16 protein-coding genes are annotated in these 17,984 nt (G+C 73.0%); 9 read left to right on the plus strand and 7 right to left on the minus strand.

Annotated elements, in window-relative coordinates; genetic code table 11:
• Positions 1-642: a response regulator gene (locus tag ACZ7OU_RS19250; RefSeq protein ID WP_284741292.1), complete on the minus strand. Its 642-nt coding sequence runs from the start codon at positions 640-642 to the stop codon at positions 1-3.
• Positions 639-1,751: a sensor histidine kinase gene (locus ACZ7OU_RS19255; RefSeq protein WP_470256111.1), complete on the minus strand. Its 1,113-nt coding sequence runs from the start codon at positions 1,749-1,751 to the stop codon at positions 639-641. Before ACZ7OU_RS19255 ends, ACZ7OU_RS19250 begins: the two co-directional genes overlap by 4 nt.
• 93 nt (positions 1,752-1,844) lie before the next feature.
• On the opposite strand from ACZ7OU_RS19255, the gene ACZ7OU_RS19260 reads away from it, so the two are divergent.
• Entirely contained in the window at positions 1,845-2,699 is an 855-nt protein-coding gene (locus ACZ7OU_RS19260) for a M23 family metallopeptidase (RefSeq protein ID WP_470238697.1), read from the plus strand.
• Positions 2,700-2,858: 159 nt separating this feature from the next.
• Positions 2,859-3,956 carry a DUF4192 domain-containing protein gene (locus ACZ7OU_RS19265; RefSeq protein WP_470256112.1) on the plus strand — a complete coding sequence of 366 codons (1,098 nt, stop codon included), beginning with the start codon at positions 2,859-2,861 and terminating at the stop codon, positions 3,954-3,956.
• A 23-nt stretch (positions 3,957-3,979) separates the two neighbouring features.
• Here ACZ7OU_RS19265 and galE read toward each other — a convergent pair whose 3' ends face one another.
• The 3 genes from galE to ACZ7OU_RS19280 all read right to left on the minus strand — a co-directional run bounded on the left by galE (position 3,980) and on the right by ACZ7OU_RS19280 (position 6,957).
• Positions 3,980-4,960, minus strand: coding sequence for a UDP-glucose 4-epimerase GalE (galE, locus tag ACZ7OU_RS19270; RefSeq protein WP_470256113.1), 981 nt, complete (start codon positions 4,958-4,960; stop codon positions 3,980-3,982).
• Between the two features lie 99 nt (positions 4,961-5,059).
• Positions 5,060-6,244 carry a galactokinase gene (gene galK, locus ACZ7OU_RS19275; RefSeq protein ID WP_470256114.1) on the minus strand — a complete coding sequence of 395 codons (1,185 nt, stop codon included), beginning with the start codon at positions 6,242-6,244 and terminating at the stop codon, positions 5,060-5,062.
• Complete coding sequence (locus ACZ7OU_RS19280) at positions 6,241-6,957, minus strand: iron-dependent transcriptional repressor DtxR (RefSeq protein WP_470238693.1); 717 nt, start codon at positions 6,955-6,957, stop codon at positions 6,241-6,243. The genes galK and ACZ7OU_RS19280 overlap by 4 nt, the downstream gene beginning before the upstream one ends.
• 202 nt (positions 6,958-7,159) lie before the next feature.
• On the opposite strand from ACZ7OU_RS19280, the gene ACZ7OU_RS19285 reads away from it, so the two are divergent.
• The 4 genes from ACZ7OU_RS19285 (at position 7,160) to ACZ7OU_RS19300 (ending at position 13,250) form a co-directional block, all read left to right on the plus strand.
• Complete coding sequence (locus tag ACZ7OU_RS19285) at positions 7,160-8,005, plus strand: sulfurtransferase (protein ID WP_470256115.1); 846 nt, start codon at positions 7,160-7,162, stop codon at positions 8,003-8,005.
• Positions 8,006-8,266: 261 nt separating this feature from the next.
• Positions 8,267-9,436, plus strand: coding sequence for an acetoin utilization protein AcuC (locus ACZ7OU_RS19290; RefSeq protein ID WP_470256116.1), 1,170 nt, complete (start codon positions 8,267-8,269; stop codon positions 9,434-9,436).
• Between the two features lie 2 nt (positions 9,437-9,438).
• Positions 9,439-12,120 carry a bifunctional acetate--CoA ligase family protein/GNAT family N-acetyltransferase gene (locus ACZ7OU_RS19295; RefSeq protein WP_470256117.1) on the plus strand — a complete coding sequence of 894 codons (2,682 nt, stop codon included), beginning with the start codon at positions 9,439-9,441 and terminating at the stop codon, positions 12,118-12,120.
• Positions 12,117-13,250, plus strand: a complete 1,134-nt coding sequence (locus ACZ7OU_RS19300) for a serine hydrolase domain-containing protein (RefSeq protein WP_470257625.1) — start codon at positions 12,117-12,119, stop codon at positions 13,248-13,250. The genes ACZ7OU_RS19295 and ACZ7OU_RS19300 overlap by 4 nt, the downstream gene beginning before the upstream one ends.
• A 530-nt stretch (positions 13,251-13,780) precedes the next feature.
• On the opposite strand, the gene ACZ7OU_RS19305 is transcribed toward ACZ7OU_RS19300, so the two are convergent.
• Positions 13,781-14,803: an acyl-CoA dehydrogenase family protein gene (locus ACZ7OU_RS19305; RefSeq protein ID WP_470256118.1), complete on the minus strand. Its 1,023-nt coding sequence runs from the start codon at positions 14,801-14,803 to the stop codon at positions 13,781-13,783.
• A gap of 10 nt (positions 14,804-14,813) precedes the next feature.
• Positions 14,814-15,971: an acyl-CoA dehydrogenase family protein gene (locus tag ACZ7OU_RS19310; RefSeq protein ID WP_470238688.1), complete on the minus strand. Its 1,158-nt coding sequence runs from the start codon at positions 15,969-15,971 to the stop codon at positions 14,814-14,816.
• 70 nt (positions 15,972-16,041) lie between these two features.
• Between ACZ7OU_RS19310 and ACZ7OU_RS19315 the strand changes: the two genes are divergently transcribed.
• The 3 genes from ACZ7OU_RS19315 to ACZ7OU_RS19325 all read left to right on the plus strand — a co-directional run bounded on the left by ACZ7OU_RS19315 (position 16,042) and on the right by ACZ7OU_RS19325 (position 17,934).
• On the plus strand, positions 16,042-16,233 hold the full coding sequence (locus ACZ7OU_RS19315) for a ferredoxin (RefSeq protein WP_470256119.1): 192 nt from the start codon (positions 16,042-16,044) through the stop codon (positions 16,231-16,233).
• A gap of 82 nt (positions 16,234-16,315) precedes the next feature.
• Entirely contained in the window at positions 16,316-17,173 is an 858-nt protein-coding gene (locus tag ACZ7OU_RS19320) for a 3-oxoacyl-ACP reductase (protein ID WP_470256120.1), read from the plus strand.
• Positions 17,170-17,934 (plus strand): glucose 1-dehydrogenase, encoded by a 765-nt coding sequence (locus ACZ7OU_RS19325; protein WP_364385166.1) that lies wholly within the window; start codon positions 17,170-17,172, stop codon positions 17,932-17,934. The genes ACZ7OU_RS19320 and ACZ7OU_RS19325 overlap by 4 nt, the downstream gene beginning before the upstream one ends.
• Positions 17,935-17,984: the final 50 nt, after the last annotated feature.

A 17,984-nucleotide genomic window follows, 5' to 3' on the forward strand; every position in this document is an offset into this window, starting at 1 on the left:
TCAGTCCGCGATGCCCGTCCGATAGGCGAAGGCGACCGCCTGTGCCCGATCCCGCAGCCGGGCCTTGGTGAACAGGTGGTTCACGTGGGTCTTCACGGTCGCCTCGCTCACCACGAGCGTGCGCGCGATCTCCGTGTTCGACAGGCCCGCCGCGATCAGCCGCAGCACCTCGATCTCCCGGGCGGTCAGGCCTTCGATCTCCTTGACCCGCTGGGGCGTGCTGCGGGTGGCGGCCTCGACGAGCCGGCGCTGCAGCTCGCCGTCCACTGTGGACTGGCCGGCGGCCGCCGAGCGCAGCGCCCTGGCGATCGCCTCGGCGTCGGCGTCCTTCGTGAGGAAGCCGCGGGCGCCGGCGCGCAACGCGGCCAGCAGCGACTCGTCGTCGGCGTACGTGGTCAGCACGACGACCTCGGTGCCCGGGTGCTCGGCGCGGATCCGCTCGGTGGTCTCGACGCCGTCGCAGCGCGGCATCCGCAGGTCGACCAGCACGACGTCGGGGTGGTGCTCGGCGACGAGGTCGAGGGCGGCCAGGCCGTCGGCGGCGGCGCCCACCACCTCGACGCCCGGGAGCAGCCCGAGCAGTGTGACCAGGCCTTCCCGGACCACCGCCTGGTCGTCGGCCAGCACCACGCGCAGCGTCACGCCGGCACCGTCAGGTGAATCCGCCATCCGTCCTCCCCCGGCCCGCTCTCGAACCGCCCGTCGAGCAGCGCGACCCGTTCGCTCATCCCGCGCAAACCGTAGCCTGCCGCCGGCGCGTCCGGCGGGCGCCTGCCCTGCCGGTCGGCGACGGTCAGGTCGACGCTCCCGGAGCCGTAGTCCAGGGTGACGTCGACCTCGGCCCGCGCGGCGTGCTTGCGCGTGTTGGCCAGGGCTTCTTGCACCGCGCGGACCAGCGCGGTGCCGACCGCCGGGGCGAGCTCGCGCGGCTCGCCCTCGATCGTCAGGTCCGCCCGGGCCCCGCTGTCCAGCCGGTAGGCGGCGAGGAGGTCCGCGATCGTGCGTTCGACCGGGACGGCGTCCTCGCGCAGCGCGGCGACGGCCTTGCGGGCTTCGGCGAGGCCGTCCGACGCGAGCTTCTGCGCCCGTTCGATCTGCGCGACGGCGTCCGGGCTCGCCCCGTCGCGCACCAGCATGAGCCGCGCGCCCTGCAGGTTGAGCGACAGCCCGGCCAGCGAGTGCGCCAGGACGTCGTGCAGCTCGCGGGCGATGCGGGTGCGTTCGGCCAGCGCCGCCGCGCGGGCGTGCTCTTCCGTCGCCGTCTGCGCGCGGGCCAGGGCCAGCTCGGTCTGCTCGATCCGGGCCAGCCGGGTCCGCCGGTTCAGCCCGAGCAGCACGATCACGGCGACGATCGCGTACGTCGGCAGCGCGCCGTCCCAGGCGTGGTGGTAACCCGCCCAGAACGTGATCGCGGCCAGGTCGATGCCGACGGCGAGGAAGATCGGCAGCTTCGGCTGCCAGAGCACGACGAAGAACGTGGTGCTGAACATCGTCACCGACGCCCAGCTGTTCGGCACGATCGCCCACAGAGTGCCCGCGGCCGCGATCACGGTGATGCTGAAGACCGGCAGGAAGCGGCTGCCGCCCGCGTCGAAGATCCACAGCAGAGGGAGCGACAGGACCAGGGTGATCCCGATCAGGATCCACGCGAGCGTGTTCGCCCGGGGCATCGCGGCGAACATCGGCACCGCGACGAACCCCCAGCGCACCCAGTCCTGGGCCTGGGGGCGCCCGGGTCGTGTGGCGATCATCAGTGTCCTCCGCTGGGTGCTTGTACGGAAAATGTACCGACGCGGGCTTCGCTGTGCGGTGTCGAGATGTCCCCTTCGTCAGGAGGTTCGCCCATGTCCAGGTTGCGACGGCTCGCCGTGTTCGCCGCCGCCGCGGCGCTGCCCGCGCTCGGCCTCACCCTCGCCGGCTCGGCGACCGCGTCGGCCGCGCCGAACTTCCAGGTGCCGTTCAAGTGCGGGGTCACCGTGACCGCGGCGACGTTCAGCGGCCACAGCCCCGAGTACTCGGTCGACTTCCAGAAGTCCGGCATCACGGGCATGCCGGTGCTGGCCGCGGCGTCCGGCACGGTGACGCGGGTCGCCGACGAGGGCAGCACGAGCTACGGCAAGTGGATCGAGGTCGACCACGGCAGCGGCTGGCGCACCCGGTACGCGCACCTGTCGGCGCAGGAGGTTTCGGTCGGGCAGTCGGTCGCCGGCGGCAAGGAGCTCGGCAAGGCGGGCGCGACCGGCGGGGTCACCGGCCCGCACCTGCACTTCGAAGAGCGGCTGAACGGCGTGGTGCAGAAGGCGAAGCTGAACGGCGTCGCCGTGCCGTACTACGGGCACACGGACTTCACCAGCAAGAACAACTGCGGCGGCAACCCCTACTCCGCCGAAGAGGTCTGCGGCTCGGGCTTCTCCGTCGTCGACCAGCAGGCGCTGGCCGGCTCGTCCGGCACGACCTACCTGCTGTACAACGCCTCGACCAAGGCGAACTGCGTGACGACGCTGAAGGCGACGTCGCTGGGCACGGCGAGCCCCGTCTCGGCGTTCCTCGAGGTCCAGGGCGCGGCGCGGGTGACCGACTCCGGCAGCTTCACCTACTACGCCGGGCCCGTGAAGAAGACCGCCGAGGCTACCTGCGTGAAGTGGGGCGGCTCGGTGGGCAGCAACACCTACGAAAGCGGCTTCGAGCACTGCGGCTGAGCCGGGCCGGTCGGTGGGGCCGGGCAGCATAGCCCGCCCCACCGACAAGAAACCGCCGACCGGGCGGCTCCCGGCCGGATCCGTCCACATCGGTCCCGGCCATCCACAGATTTGCCGCCACCGCCCCCACCGGCCCCCGGCCGGCCCCAAGGTGGAGGCATGACCACCGCCACCCCGACCGGCCGGCCGCCGGTCGACCTCCGAAGCCCCGCGCAGCTGCTGGCCGCGCTCCCTCACCTGATCGGGTTCCGGCCCGCGAACTCCGTCGTCCTGCTCGGGCACCGCGGTGACCGCCCGGGCCTGGTGCTGCGTGGCGACCTCCCGTGTTGTGAAGACCGCGCCCAGCAGGCCCGGGCGCTCGCCCCGCGGTTCGCCCTCGTCCCGCACACCGGCGTAACGCTGGTGGTGGTCGGCGGCCGCCGAAGACCCGGCAGCCCGCCACCGCACGCGGGCTTCGTCGAGCAGCTGACGGACGCACTGGGCGAGTTCGGCCTCCCGGTGCTGCACGCGATGTGGGTGGCGGACATCGCCGAAGACGCGCCGTGGGGCTGCTACACGGACCCGGAATGCGGCGGCGAGCTGCCGGACCCCCGGGCGACCGTGATGGCGGCGATGGCGACGGAAGGCGGCTCGGTGGCGTTCGACAGCCGCCACGAGCTGGAGGCGCTGCTGGCCCCGCGTTCCCCGGAGGCCATCGCTCGCCGAGCCGAGTCGATGGCACCTTCGCTGCCCTGGCCCGACGCGACCTGCGTGTCCGAGGCGGCCTCGGTGATCCGAGCGGCGTTCGAGCGTCAGCGGCGCGGCTCGGGGCCGCCGACGGACGAGGAAGCGGTCCTGCTGGCGTACGCCCTGAAGGTCCCGGAGATCCGGGACGTGTGCCTGGCGATGGCGGTCCCACCCCACGCCCCGCCCGCCCGCGAGGCGGAGCGCCTGTGGCTGACACTCGTCCAGGAGCTCCCGGCTCCGGAACGCGCGGAAGCGGCGGCCCTGCTGGGCTACACCGCCTTCATGCGCGGCGACGGCACGTTCGCGGGGATGGCCCTGGAGAACGCGCTGGCGGCGAAGCCGAACCACGTGCTGGCCGGGCTGTTGTGGACGGTGCTGAACCACGGCATGCCGCCGGCGCAGCTGCTGGGCCTGGCACTGGCCGCGGACCCGACCGGGTTGTCCGGTTTCGGGCTGACCCCACCGGACTTCGACGAAGCCGGGGAGTTCGTCGCTTGTGGACACTCGGAGGCGCCGGGCGAGCAACCCTGAGTGCGCCCGCCGCGGCCTCCGTCTCAGCCCTGCCGGGCCTGGGTGAACTCCCAGGCGTCCCGGACGATCCCGGTCAGATCGGTGCGCTCCGGCTTCCAGCCCAGCTCTTCACGGGCCCGGTCGCTGGCCGCCACGAGCACCGAGGGGTCCCCGGCCCGGCGCGGTGCCACCTCGGCCGGGATCGCGTGGCCGGTGACCTCGCGGCACGCTTCGATCACCTCGAGGACGGAGAACCCCGTGCCACTGCCCAGGTTGTAGATGCGGTGCGTACCCGCCGTGGCGTGCTTCAGCGCCAGCAGGTGCGCGTCGGCGAGGTCCACGACGTGGATGTAGTCGCGGATCGCCGTGTGGTCGGGCGTCGGGTAGTCGTCGCCGAAGATCTTGATCTGTTCGCGGTCGCCCGTGGCGACCTGGAGAACGAGGGGAATCAGATGGGTTTCCGTGGTGTGGCGCTCCCCGAACGCGCCGTACGCGCCCGCGACGTTGAAGTACCGCAGGCTCACCGCCGCCAGCCCGTGCGCGCCGGCGAAGCTGGTGATCGCGTGGTCGATGGCGAGCTTCGTCGCACCGTAGGTGTTGGTCGGCCGGGCCGGCGCGGACTCCGGGATCGGCGACTGCTCCGGCTCGCCGTAGGTCGCCGCGGTCGAGGAGAACACCAGTCGCGGCGTGCCGTGCTCGCGCATGGCCTCGAGCAGCCGCAGCGACGTGACGACGTTGCCTTCCCAGTACTTCGCCGGCTCCGTCATCGACTCGCCGACCAGCGACTTGGCCGCGAAGTGCAGCACGCCGTCGAAGCCCTCGCGCAGCAGGCTGCCCGCCACCTCGGCCGCGTCACCTTCGACGAACCGCGCGTCCGGGTGGACGGCGTCGGCGTGGCCGGTGGACAGGTCGTCGACGACGGTGACCTGGTGCCCGGCCTCGATCAGCCGGGCGGCGCAGACACTGCCGACGTACCCGGCCCCGCCCGTGACGACCAGCTTCAGGGCGTTGCTCTGCTCCGACACGTCCAGGCCTTCCTGTCGAGGGTGACTGTGCGCCACAGTCTTCCCTCATGGCGACGCGCGGGTCCGGGCGGGGGTTGCCCCGGCCGGACCCGCGCGGCCTCAGAGCTGGTCGCGCCCGGCGCCGCGGGAGGGCACCGCGGTGAACATCCGCGGCCGCCGGTAGCCGGCCTTCTCGTACGCCGTTTCGACGGCCGTCTTGACCCCGTCCAGGTCGGCGTCGCGGACCAGCGCGATCGCCGAGCCGCCGAACCCGCCGCCGGTCATCCGGGAGCCGAGGGCGCCGGCCGCCCGGGCCGAGTCGACCGCGAGGTCCAGCTCGGCCGTGGAGATCCGGTAGTCGTCGCGCATGCTGACGTGCGAGGCGTCCAGGTACGGGCCGATGTCGGCCAGTCGGCCGGCGCGCAGCAGCTCGACCACTTCGAGCACCCGCTGGTTCTCGGTGACGACGTGCCGCACGAGCGGCACCAGGTCCTCGGGCAGCCGGTCGAGGGCCGCGGAGAGCCCTTCGACGGTGATGTCGCGCAGCGCCTTGACGCCGAGCAGCTCGGCGGCCCGTTCGGTGCCGCGGCGGCGCTCGCCGTACCCGCCCTCGGCGTGCGAGTGCTTCGTGCGGGTGTCCATGATCAGCACTTGCAGCCCGGCGTCGGCCAGGCCGAACGGCACCTGCTCCTGCTCGCCCGACCGGACGTCGAGGAAGAGCACGCAGGACTCGGTGCAGCAGAGGGACGCCGTCTGGTCGAGCAGGCCCGTGGGCGCGCCGACGAAGTCGTTCTCCGACCGCTGGACCCACCGCGCGACCTCGGGCCTCGTCGGCACGCGGTCGCCGGGCGCGCCCAGCTCCAGCCCGGCCAGGCCCAGCAACGCCAGCGACACCGCGCACTCGAGCGCGTGGGAGGAGGACAGACCGGCGCCCGAGGGCACATCGCCGGCGATGACCAGGTCGGCCCCGGCCGGAAAGCCCTGGTCACGCAGCACCCAGGCGACGCCCGCCGGGTACGCGGCCCACCCGTCGACGGTGCCCGGCGCCAGGTCGGCGATCTCGAGCTCGCCGGAGCGCTGGAGCTGGCCGTCGTCACCCAGGGTGGCCACGGACAGGATGCCGTCCTCGCGGGGCGAGGCCGCCGCGGCCAGGCGGTGCGGCAGGGCGAACGGCAGCACGAAGCCGTCGTTGTAGTCGGTGTGCTCGCCGATCAGGTTGACCCGGCCCGGCGCGGACCACACGCCGGCGGGCTCGCGGCCGTGCACCGTGCGGAACGCCGAAGCGGCCTCGGAGGCCGGGCTCACCTGGCCAGCGCCAGGACGGCGTGCAGCGCGGAGCTGGCGACCTGAGCGGTGTTGTCGCCGCCGGTGACCTCGATGGTGCCGCCGTTGGACCGGCCGATGGTGACCGTGCCGCCCGGCACGATCCCGACGGACTTGAGCTCGGTCATCAGCGACTCGTCCAGCTGGACGTGCTCGGCGATGCGCCGGATCTCGACGCGGCCGCCGCCGGTGCGGGCGAACTCGTCGAGCCGGACCAGGTCGGCCTCCGCGGGCGGCGCGGGGTCGCCGTCGCCCAGCTTGTCCAGGCCGGGGATCGGGTTGCCGTAGGGCGAGGTGGTCGGGTGGTCGAGCAGCTTGACCAGCTTGCGCTCGACGGCCTCGCTCATCACGTGTTCCCAGCGGCAGGCCTCGTTGTGGACGTGCTCCCACTCGAGGCCGATCACGTCGACGAGGAGGCGTTCGGCCAGCCGGTGCTTGCGCATGACCGCGATCGCCAGTTCGCGGCCGTGGTCGGTCAGCTGGAGGTGCCGGTCGTCGGCCACGACGACCAGCCCGTCGCGCTCCATCCGGGCGACGGTCTGGCTCACGGTGGGGCCGCTCTGCTGCAGGCGCTCGGCGATGCGGGCACGCAGCGGGACGACACCTTCTTCTTCGAGTTCGTAGATCGTACGCAAGTACATCTCGGTGGTGTCGATGAGATCGTTCACGCTGTCCCCTTCGTCCGCGTTGCTCATCGTAGTCGTTGACCCCGACAGCGGCGGCGGGCCTTCGCGATACCGCGCCGATGGTTACCGATAAGACGGGCCGCCACCGCGGAACCGGATCCGCCGCGGTCCGTCTTCGCCTGTTTTGGGCCGGATCGGGGACAACCCGCCGGTGACGGATATGTCCGCACCCCGGCGCGGCCGGGCGGGCGGCCGCTGCAAGATGGGAGGCATGCGTCCGCTGATCAGCACCACCGACCTCGCCGCCGCACTGGCCGGCCCGGCCGGCGACCGGCCCGTCGTCCTCGACGTCCGCTGGCGGCTAGCCGGCCCGCCCGGCGCCGATTCGTACCGCGAAGGCCACGTGCCCGGCGCGGTCTTCACCGACCTCGACCGCGTGCTCGCGGGCGAGCCGGGCGAAGGCGGCCGCCACCCGCTGCCCGACCCGGCCGATCTGCAGCGCGACCTGCGTGCGGCCGGCGTGCGGGCGGGTGCGCCGGTGGTGGTCTACGACGACGCCGACGGCTCGGTGGCGGCGCGGGCGTGGTGGCTGCTGCGCTGGGCCGGCCACGACGAGGTGGCGGTACTCGACGGCGGTTACGCTGCGTGGACGGCCGGCGCCCACCCGGTGAGCACGGAACCGGCCCGGCCGGAGCCGGGCGACGTCACGGTCCGCCCGGGCGGCATGCCGGTGCTCGACGCGGACGAAGCGGCAGCGCTGGCTCGCGACGGCCTCCTGCTCGACGCCCGCGCGACGCCGCGCTACACGGGCGAGACCGAGCCGGTCGACCCGCGGGCCGGGCACATCCCGGGCGCGGTGAACGCCCCGTTCGCCGGCCACACGGACGGCAACGGCCACTGGCGGGCACCCGAGGAGTTGGCCGCCCGCTTCGCGGACCTGGGTCTGCGCCCAGGCGAGCCGGTCGGCGCGTACTGCGGCTCGGGAGTGACGGCGAGTTCGGTGGTACTGGCCCTGGAGCTGGCCGGCCACCCGGGCGCGGGCCTGTACGCGGGCTCCTGGTCCCACTGGTCCCGAGACCCCCACCGCCCCGCGGCGACGGGCACCCTCCCCGGCTGATCGGAGGCTCGAAAAGGCCGGCGGCTCCCGCCCGCGGCATGCGTCCGCGACTCCTCGCCTCGGGCGGGCCGTCTACGTGCCGCGCGCGGCCGCGGTGTGCCTTCCGCGGCGCGGGCGGGCGTCGCGGGGCCTCAGCCTGGCGTCGCCCTCCCACACCCGGCGCCGGAGGTAGCCGCCGCGGCCCGGGAGGCGCCGGCGGACCGAGCAGGCCGCGCCACTTCCGGTCCACGGATTCCCCCGATCGGCACTACAGTCGACCGCATGTCGCCGGCTGTTGTTTGGGACTCCGCTCTGCTCGGTTATGACCTGGGCGGGGACCATCCGTTCAACCCCGTCCGGCTGGAGCTCACCGTCCGGCTGGCCACCGAGCTCGGCGTGCTCGACGACGTCCCGCTCCTCGTCCCCACCAGCGCCGGAGACGAAGAACTCCTCCGCATCCACGCCCCCGAATACATCGCCGCCGTGCGGGAGGCGCCGCTCGTCGGGTGGGATGTCGGGCATGGGCTCGGGACCTCCGACAACCCCGTCTTCTCCGACATGCACGATGCCTCCGCGCTCGTCGTCGGCTCGACGCTGCTCGCCGCCCGGAAGATCGCCGAAGGCGAGGCCACCCGGGCCGTCAACATCGCCGGGGGCCTGCACCACGCCATGCGCGACCAGGCGTCCGGGTTCTGCGTCTACAACGACTGCGCCGTCGCCATCTCGTGGCTGCTCGACCACGGCTTCGAGCGGATCGCCTACATCGACACCGACGTCCACCACGGCGACGGCGTCCAGGCCGCCTTCTACGACGACCCGCGCGTCCTCACCATCTCGATGCACCAGCACCCCTTCACGCTCTGGCCGGGCACCGGCTACTCCGCCGAAACCGGGCGCGGGAAGGCCGACGGCACCTCCGTCAACGTCCCGCTGCCGCCGCGGACGCGGGACCCCGGGTGGTTGCGGGCCTTCAACGCCGTCGTCCCCTCCCTGCTCGCCGACTTCGAACCGCAGCTGCTGTTCACCCAGTGCGGCGTCGACTCGCACGAGGAAGACCCGCTGGCCGACCTCTCGCTGTCCGTCGACGGCCACCGCACCATCTACGCCACCCTTCGCGACCTCGCCGAGACCTACGCCGGCGGCAAGTGGATCGCCGTCGGCGGGGGCGGGTACCAGCTGATCCGGGTCGTCCCGCGGTCGTGGACGCACCTGATCGCCACCGTCCTCGACCGGGACGTCGCCCCCGCGACGCCGCTGCCGCCCGGCTGGGTCGAAACCGTCTCCAAGGCCGCCCCGAACGCCGAACTGCCGCGGGCGATGACCGACGACCGCGAAACCGCGTTCAAGCCGTGGGGCGACGGCGAGGACGACCCGGTCGACGTCGTCGTCCGGGACACCCGCCGGGCCGTCTTCCCCCTGCACGGGCTCGACCCGGACGACCCCAGGGACTGACGATGGCCGGCCGGGACCCCTTCGACTACCCCCGCGACTGGGAAGCCGACGTCGTGCTGTCCGACGGCGGCACCGTCCACCTGCGCCCGGTCGTCCCCACCGACGCCGACGGCCTCGTCGCCTTCCACGGCAAGCTGTCCGAGCGCACCCGCTACTTCCGCTACTTCGGCGCCTACCCGCGGATCCCGGAGAAGGACCTGAAGCGGTTCTCCACCGTCGACCACCACGACCGGGTCGCGTTCGCCGCCTTCCTGGGCGACGACATCGTCGCGGTCGGCCGGTACGAACGGCTCGACCACGGGCCGTCGGCCGAGGTCGCCTTCGTCGTGAGCGACGCGCACCAGGGCCGCGGGGTCGGCTCGATCCTGCTGGAGCACCTCGCCGCGGCGGCGTCGGAATGCGGGTTGCGCCGGTTCGTCGCCGAGGTCCTCGCCGAGAACGCCGCCATGGTGCGGGTCTTCCGCGACGCCGGCTACCAGGTCAGCCGCGAGTTCGAGGAAGGCGTGCTGCACCTGGAGTTCGACATCGACCCGACCGAGGAGTCCCTCGCCGTGGCCCGCTCGCGGGAGCAGGCGGCCGAGGCGCGCAGCGTGCACAACCTGCTGCACCCGTCGTCGGTGGCGGTGATCGGCGCGTCCGCCGAGCCGGGCAAGGTCGGCCACGTCGCCTTCGTGAACCTCCTGGCCGCGGCGTTCACCGGGACCGTCTACCCGGTCAACCGGGACCACCGCTCGGTCCGCGGCGTCCGCGCGTACCCGTCGGTGCTGGACATCCCGGACCCGGTCGACTTGGCCGTCGTCGCGGTGCCCGCCGAGTCCGTCGAGTCCGTTTTGGACGCTTGCCTCGCGAAGGGCGTCAAGACGCTGCTGATCCTCTCGAGCGGCTTCGCCGAAGCCGGGCCACACGGCCTGCACGCCGAGCTGCGGCTGGTCGGCGAGGCGCGGGCGCACGGCATGCGCGTCGTCGGCCCGAACGCGCTCGGCGTGCTGAACACCGCGCCCGACATCCGGCTCAACGCCACCCTCGCGCCGCGCCTGCCCGTGCGCGGGCGCACCGGGTTCTTCTGCCAGTCCGGCGCGCTGGGCACCGCGATCCTCGCCGACGCCGAGTCTCGCGGCCTCGGCCTGTCGACGTTCGTCTCGGCCGGCAACCGTGCCGACGTCTCCGGCAACGACCTGCTCCAGTACTGGGAAACCGACCCGGACACCGACCTCGTCCTGCTCTACCTCGAGTCCTTCGGCAACCCGCGCAAGTTCGCGCGGCTGGCCAGGCGGCTCGCGCGGACGAAGCCGATCGTCGCGGTGAAGTCGGGGCGGCACGCCGTTCGCCCGCAGCTGGCCGCGACGTCGACGGAGATCGACGAAGCCAGTGTCCAGGCCCTGTTCGAGCAGGCCGGTGTCGTCCGCGTCGAGTCGCTGGCGCAGCTGTTCGACTCCGCGCTCGTGTTCGCCCACCAGCCGCTGCCCGCCGGGCCGCGGGTCGCGATCGTCGGCAACTCCAGCGCGATCGGGCTGCTGGCCGCCGACACCGCGCGGATGCAGGGACTGCGGCTGGCGTTCGACCCGGTGGACGTCGGCCCGCAGGCCGGGCCGGACGACTTCGCCAAGGCGGTCGGTGAGGCCCTCACCTCGCCGGAGACCGACGCGCTGGTCGTCGTGTTCGCGCCGCCGGTGGCCATCCCCGGCACCGCCTACGCGCGCGCCCTGCGTGAAACCGTCGTCGAACTGGGGCAGCGCAAGCCGATCGTCTCGACGTTCCTCGCCGCCGAAGGCGTGCCGGACGAGCTCGCCGTCCTGACCGACGAAGGGACGCCGACGCGCGGCTCGATCCCGTCGTACCCGAGCCCGGAACGCGCGGTGAACGCCCTCGCCAGGGTCATCCGGTACGCGGCGTGGCGGCAGCGCCCGCAGGGCACGCTCGTGACGCCGCCGGGGATCCACACCGAGCAGGCGCAGGGCATCGTGCGCGAGTTCCTCGACGCCGAGAACGGCAAGACGACACTGCTGTCCGACACCGACGTCGTGCGGTTGCTGGGCTGCTACGGCATCGACGTCGTCCCGTTCCGCGTCGCGTCCACTGTGGACGAAGCCGTCGCCGCGGCGGCCGAGCTGGGGTACCCGGTGACGCTCAAGGCCGTCGACGAGCGACTGCGCGGCCGCCCCGACCTGGCCGGCGTGCGGCTCGACCTCGCGTCAGCTGACTCGGTGCGCACCGCCTACGAAACGCTGCGTGAGATCTCCGATGACGACGACGTGTACGTCCAGCGGATGGCCCCGAAGGGCCTGTCGTGCGTGATCGGGCTGCAGGACGACCCGTCGTTCGGCACGCTCGTGTCGTTCGGGCTGTCCGGGCTGGTCAGCACGCTGCTGGGGGACCGCGCCTACCGGGCGGTGCCGCTCACCGACGTCGACGCGGCGACGCTGCTGCGCGAGCCCCGGACGGCGCCGCTGCTCACCGGCTACCGCGGCGACGAGCCCGCCGACCTGGCCGCCTTGCAGGACATGGTGCTGCGCGTCGCCGCGCTCGCCGAGGACAACCCGGAGGTGCGGTCACTGGTGCTGGACCCGATCCTCGCGTCGCCGGACGGCGCGTTCGTCGCCAACGCCCGGCTCGTGCTGGGGCCGCCGCCGTCGCGGCCCGACACCGGCCCGCGGCGCCTGCGCGCCATCAACCCCCTGGACTGAACGTGCTGACCGAACTGCTGAAGCAGCACGCCGCGGACGTGCCCGGCGCGGTGGCCCTCGTCGCGCACGGCGACCAGGTCGAGGCGGCGGCCGTGGGCTCGGCCGACGCGGAGGGCACCGTGCCGATGGCGCGGGACTCGCTGTTCCGCATCGCGTCGCTGACCAAGCCGATCATCGCCGCGGCGGTCATGCTGCTCGTCGACGACGGCGAGCTCGCGCTGGACGACCCGATCGCCCGGTGGCTGCCGGAGCTGGCGTCGCCGGTGGTGGTGCGGACGCCGGCCGGGCCGGTCGATGACGTCGTGCCCGCCATCCGCCCGATCACGGTGGCCGACCTGCTCACGTTCCGCTGCGGGTACGGCCTCGCGGCGGACATGACGCTGCCCGCGGTCGACCTGCTGCTGCAGGTGCTGGGTCACCCGGCGGCGGCACCGCGGGCACTGGCGCCGGACGAGTGGACGGCGGCGTTGGCGCAGGTGCCGCTGCTGCACCAGCCGGGGGAGGCGTGGCTCTACGACACCGGGTCGGACATCCAGGGCGTGCTGGTCGCGCGGGTGTCGGGCCGGCCGCTGCCGGAGTTCCTGGCGGAGCGGCTGTTCGAGCCGCTGGGCATGGCCGACACCGGCTTCGCCGTGCCGACCGCGGCGCTGGGCCGGTTCACGAGCGCGTACCGGCCGGGTGGGGTGGGGCTGCAGCTGGTCGACTCGCCGGAGGGCCGCTGGAGCGCCGCGCCGCGGTTCCCGTCGGGCGCGGCGGGGCTGGTGTCGACGGCCGACGACCTGCTGGCGTTCGCCCGGTTCCTGCTGGCCGGCGGAACGGCGGGCGACCACCGGCTGCTGACGCAGGAGTCGGTCCACCGGATGACGGCCGACCACCTGACACCGGCCCAGCGCGAGGCCGGGCGAGTGTTCCTGCACGGCCAGGGCTGGGGCTACGGCGCTTCGGTCGACGTCGAGGCGAAGCGGCCGTGGGAGGTCCCGGGGCGCTACGGCTGGGTCGGCGGCGCGGGCACGGCCTGGCACCTGCTCCCGGCGACGGGCACGGTGACGATCCTGCTGACCCAGGTCGAGCTGCGCAGCCCGGAACCGACCGGGCTGATGCGCGAGGTCTGGACGTACGCGGCGAAGTAGCACCGGCGGCGACGGGCACGGTGACGATCCTGCTGACCCAGGTCGAGCTGCGCAGCCCGGAACCGACCGGGCTGATGCGCGAGTTCTGGACGTACGCGGCGAAGTAGCACCGGCGGCGACGGCCTGCGCGAGTCGGGGGCTGGGCGTGGCCGCCCGCGCGAGTCGGCGCTGGGTGCGGTGGCCTGCGCGAGTCGGCGGCTGCCTGCGCGAACCAGACGCCGGGCATGGCCGCCCGCGCGAACCGGTGGCGGCCCGCGCGAGTCGGGCGCCGGGTGTGGTGGCCTGCGCGAGTTGGGCGCTGGGCGTGGCGGCCGCGTGAACCGGTGGCCGCCTGCGCGAATCGGGGGCCGGACGTGGTGACTCGCTGGAACCGGCGGCCGCCCGCGCGAGTCGGCGCTGGGTGCGGTGGCCTGCGCGAGCCGGTGGCGGCCCGCGCGAGTCGGGCGTCGGGTGCGGCGGCCGCGCGAACCGGCGGCCGTCCGCGTGTTCGTCGCCGGCCGCCTCACGCCAGCGCCCCGGAGCCGCCGCCGTCAGGCGTCCGCGGCCAGCTCGTCGCCAAGGGCCAAGAGCTGCGGCGTCGCTCCGCCCAGCAGGAACTCCAGGCGCTTCGCCGCCGTGAAATACCGGTGGACCTCGTGGTCCACGTCGATGCCCACTCCGCCGTGGACGTGGACCGTCGTGTGGGCCACCCGGTGGCCCGCCTCCGCTGCCCAGAACTTGGCCGTTGCCACCGCCTCCGCCGACGGGAGGTCCGACGCCAGCCGCCAGGCCGCCTGCAGGGACGTCAGCCGCACCGCCTCCACGTCCACGTACGCGTCCGCCAAGCGCTGGCGGACCGCCTGGAACCCGCCGATCACGTGGTCGAACTGCTTGCGCTCGGCCGCGTACGACGCCGTCAGCTCCAACGCCCGCTCGACCACGCCGAGCTGCTGCGCGCACACCCCCACCGTTCCGCGCAGGCGCAGCCACTCGCCGATGTCGCCCAGCGACGTCCCCGGCACCTCGGACAGCTCCAGCAGGCAAGCCTCCGCGTGGTCGGTCGTCTGCTGGGGGCGGACCGAGACGCCCGGTGCGGCCGCGTCGACCAGGTAGACCTCGCCGGACGCCGCCACGAGGAACCCGTGGGCGAACGCGCCGAAGTGCACCGCCGTCTGCGTGCCCGACACGAGACCGTTCGCGGCCGTGAAACCGGACAGCGCCACCGCTAGAACGCGTTCTCCTCGCAGCACCGGCAGCACCCAGCGGTCCACCAGCTCCGGCGTGCCGAACTCGGCCAGCGCCGACGCCGCCATCGTGATCGACGGCAGGTACGGGACCGCCGCCACCGCGCGGCCGATCTCGGTCAGCACCGCGCACTGCTCCAGCAGGCCGAACCCGCCGCCGCCCAGTGACGACGGCAGGGCCGCGTCCAGTACACCCGCCTGGCCGAGGGCCGTCCACAGTGGAGCGTCGAAGCCGCCGGTGCCGTGCGGGTCGTGCGTGGCCTTGTCGGCGAGGATCCGCCGGGTCAGCGCGGCCAGGTCGGCCGACGCCTCGGAGGGGGTGAAGTCCATGAAGACGCTCCTAGCGCGTGACGGGCAGGCCGAGGGCGGTCGCGGCGATCATGTCCCGCTGGATCTCGTTGGTGCCGCCGCCGAAGGTGAGGATCAGCGCGGACCGGTGCAGCCGCTCGATCCGCCCGGCCAGCAGCGCGCCCGGCGAACCGTCGCGGACGACGGCGGCCGCGCCCAGCACCTCCATCAGCAGGCGGTAGGCCTCGATCGCGAACTCCGTGCCGTACACCTTCGTCGCCGACGCCTCCGCCGGGCCGAGCTCGCTGGCGGCGGCCGCCCAGGCGATCCGCCAGTTCCGCAGCTTCAGGTACTCCGCGCCGGCGTGCACCCGCGCGAGGTGCAGCCGCACCCATTCCTGCTCGATGGCGCCGGTTTCCTTCGCCCACGCGACGACGTCCGCGAGCGCCTTGCGCACCGGCGCCGACGACGTCAGCGCGACGCGTTCGTGGTTGAGCTGGTTGGTGATCAGCGGCCAGCCCGCGTTCTCCTCGGCGACGCGCGCCGACACCGGCACGCGCACCTCGTCGTAGTACGTCGCGCTGGTGCCCGCCCCCGCGACGGTGTGCACCTTGGTCCAGGAAAACCCGGGCGCGGACGTCGGCACGATCAGGATCGACAGCCCGCGGTGCTTCTTCGCCTCGGGGTCGGTCCGGACCGCGAGCCACACGTAGTCGGCGTGCTCGATCAGGCTGGTCCACATCTTCTGCCCGGTGACGACGTACTCGTCGCCGTCGCGCACCGCGCGCGTCCGCAGCGACGCGAGGTCCGTGCCGGCCTCCGGCTCGGAGTAGCCGATCGAGAAGTGCAGCTCGCCCGCCGCGATCTTCGGCAGGTAGAACGCCTTCTGCTCGTCGGTGCCGTACCGCATGATGGTCGGCCCGACGGTGTTCACCGTGAGGAACGGGACCGGCACCCCGGCGACCGCCGCTTCGTCGGTGAAGATGAGCTGGTCGAGCATCGGCCGGCCCTGCCCGCCGTACTCTTCCGGCCAGCCGAGCGCCAGCCAGCCGTCCTTGCCCAGCTGGCGGACGATCTCCTTGTACGCCACGCCGTCGCCGTACTCGGCGCCGCGCAGGCCGTCACGACGCTCCGGCGTCATCAGCTCGGCGAAGTACTCCCGGAGCTCCGCGGCCAGTGCCCGCTGCTCCGGTGTGTAGTCGATCCGCACCCGTCACCTCGATCCGGCGTTATAGTAGAACCTGTTCTAGTTGTACCAGGACTCACGCGGCGGAGGAAGCATGGAGATCGGCGTCGATCGTTCGCTCTGCGAGGCGAATGCGGTGTGCGTGGGGTTCGCGCCGGACGTCTTCGACCTGGACGACGACGAAGAGCTCGTCATCCAGCCGGGACCGGTTCCGGACAATCGGGTAGAACATGTTACAGACGCCGTGAAAGGTTGTCCTAAGAACGCCCTGTTCATCGCTGGTTAGCGGTGTTTACTCAAGGGCTTGCCCTCAGCGAGAACAGATTCTAGTGTAGGCGCCGTCACAGGACTCGATGAGGAGGCCTCGCGTGAGCCTGACCGGCAGGACAGCGATCGTCACCGGCGCCGCCGCGGGACTGGGCCGGGCGGAAGCGCTCGCCCTGGCCGGGCAGGGCGCCACCGTCGTCGTCAACGACATCGGCGAGCCCAAGGACGTCGTCGAAGAGATCGAAGCCGCCGGTGGCAAGGCCGTCGCGGTCGCCGGCGACGTGGGCGAGCGGGCCACCGCGGACGCGCTCGTGACCGCCGCGCTCGACCTCGGCGGGCTCGACATCGTCGTGAACAACGCGGGCGTACTGCGCGACAAGATGCTCTTCTCGATGTCCGACGACGACTGGGACACCGTGCTCCGCGTCCACCTTCGCGGCCACTTCCTGTTGTCCCGCAACGCCACGAAGTACTGGCGCGACAAGTCCAAAGCGGACGGACAGCCGGTGTACGGTCGGCTGGTCAACACCGCGTCCGAGGCGTTCCTCATCGGCTCGCCCGGCCAGCCCAACTACGCCGCCGCCAAAGCCGGCATCACCGCGCTCACCATGTCGGCCGCCCGCGGCCTGGCCAAGTACGGCGTCCGCGCCAACGCGATCTGCCCGCGCGCGCGGACGGCGATGACCGAGGGCGTGTTCGGTGCTCCTCCCGCCGAGGGCGCCGACCCGCTCTCGGTCGAACACGTCGCACCCTTCGTCGCCTACCTCGCCTCGCCCGCGGCCGAGCACGTCAACGGCCAGGTGTTCATCGTCCACGGCGGCACGGTGTCGCTGGTCGAGGCGCCGCGGATCGAGCAGCGCTGGTCCCTCGACGAGCTCGAGACGTCGGTCAGCGCGTTCTTCGCCGAACGCGACCCCGGCCGGATGTTCGCCGCCACCGAGATCCTGGGAGAGTCATGAGGCTGGACGGGAAGATCGCCCTGATCACCGGCGCCGCGCGCGGCCAGGGCGAGGCCGCCGCACGCGCGTTCGTCGCCGAGGGCGCGAAGGTGCTGATCGCCGACATCCTCGACGACGAGGGCAAGCAGCTCGCCGCCGAACTGGGGGAGCAGGCCGTCTACCAGCACCTCGACGTCGGCGACGAAGACGGCTGGGTCACCGCCCTCGACCGCGTGACCACCGAGTTCGGCGCGCCGAACGTGCTGGTCAACAACGCGGGCATCCTCCATTTCTCGGAACTGGGCAAGACGAAGCTGGCCGATTACGAACGCGTCATCCGGGTGAACCAGATCGGGGCGTTTCTCGGGATGCGCTCGGTCGTTGAACCGATGACCGCCGCCGGCGGTGGCTCCATCGTCAACGTGTCCTCTGTGGAGGGTCTGGCCGGGATGCCCTACCTCGTCGCGTACACCGCGAGCAAGTTCGCCATCCGCGGGATGACCAAGGTCGCGGCGATGGAGCTCGGCAAGAAGCACATCCGCGTCAACTCGGTCCACCCCGGCGCCATCGACACGCAGATGGTCGAGACCGCCGCCGGTGGGCAGAAAGTCGACATGTCGTACGTCGGGAAGAAGGTCGCGCTCGGGCGCGTCGGGCAACCCGAAGACGTCGCGAAACTGGTGCTGTTCCTCGCCAGCGACGAAAGCGCGTACTGCACGGGAGCGGAGTTCGTGGCGGACGGCGGTGCCACGGCCTCGCACGCCCTCAACCTGAGTTTCTGACGATCAGTTAACACCGCTAACGAAAATCGGGCACCGGGTATGGAGAACAC

The organism is Amycolatopsis sp. NPDC114505, assembly GCF_055633615.1.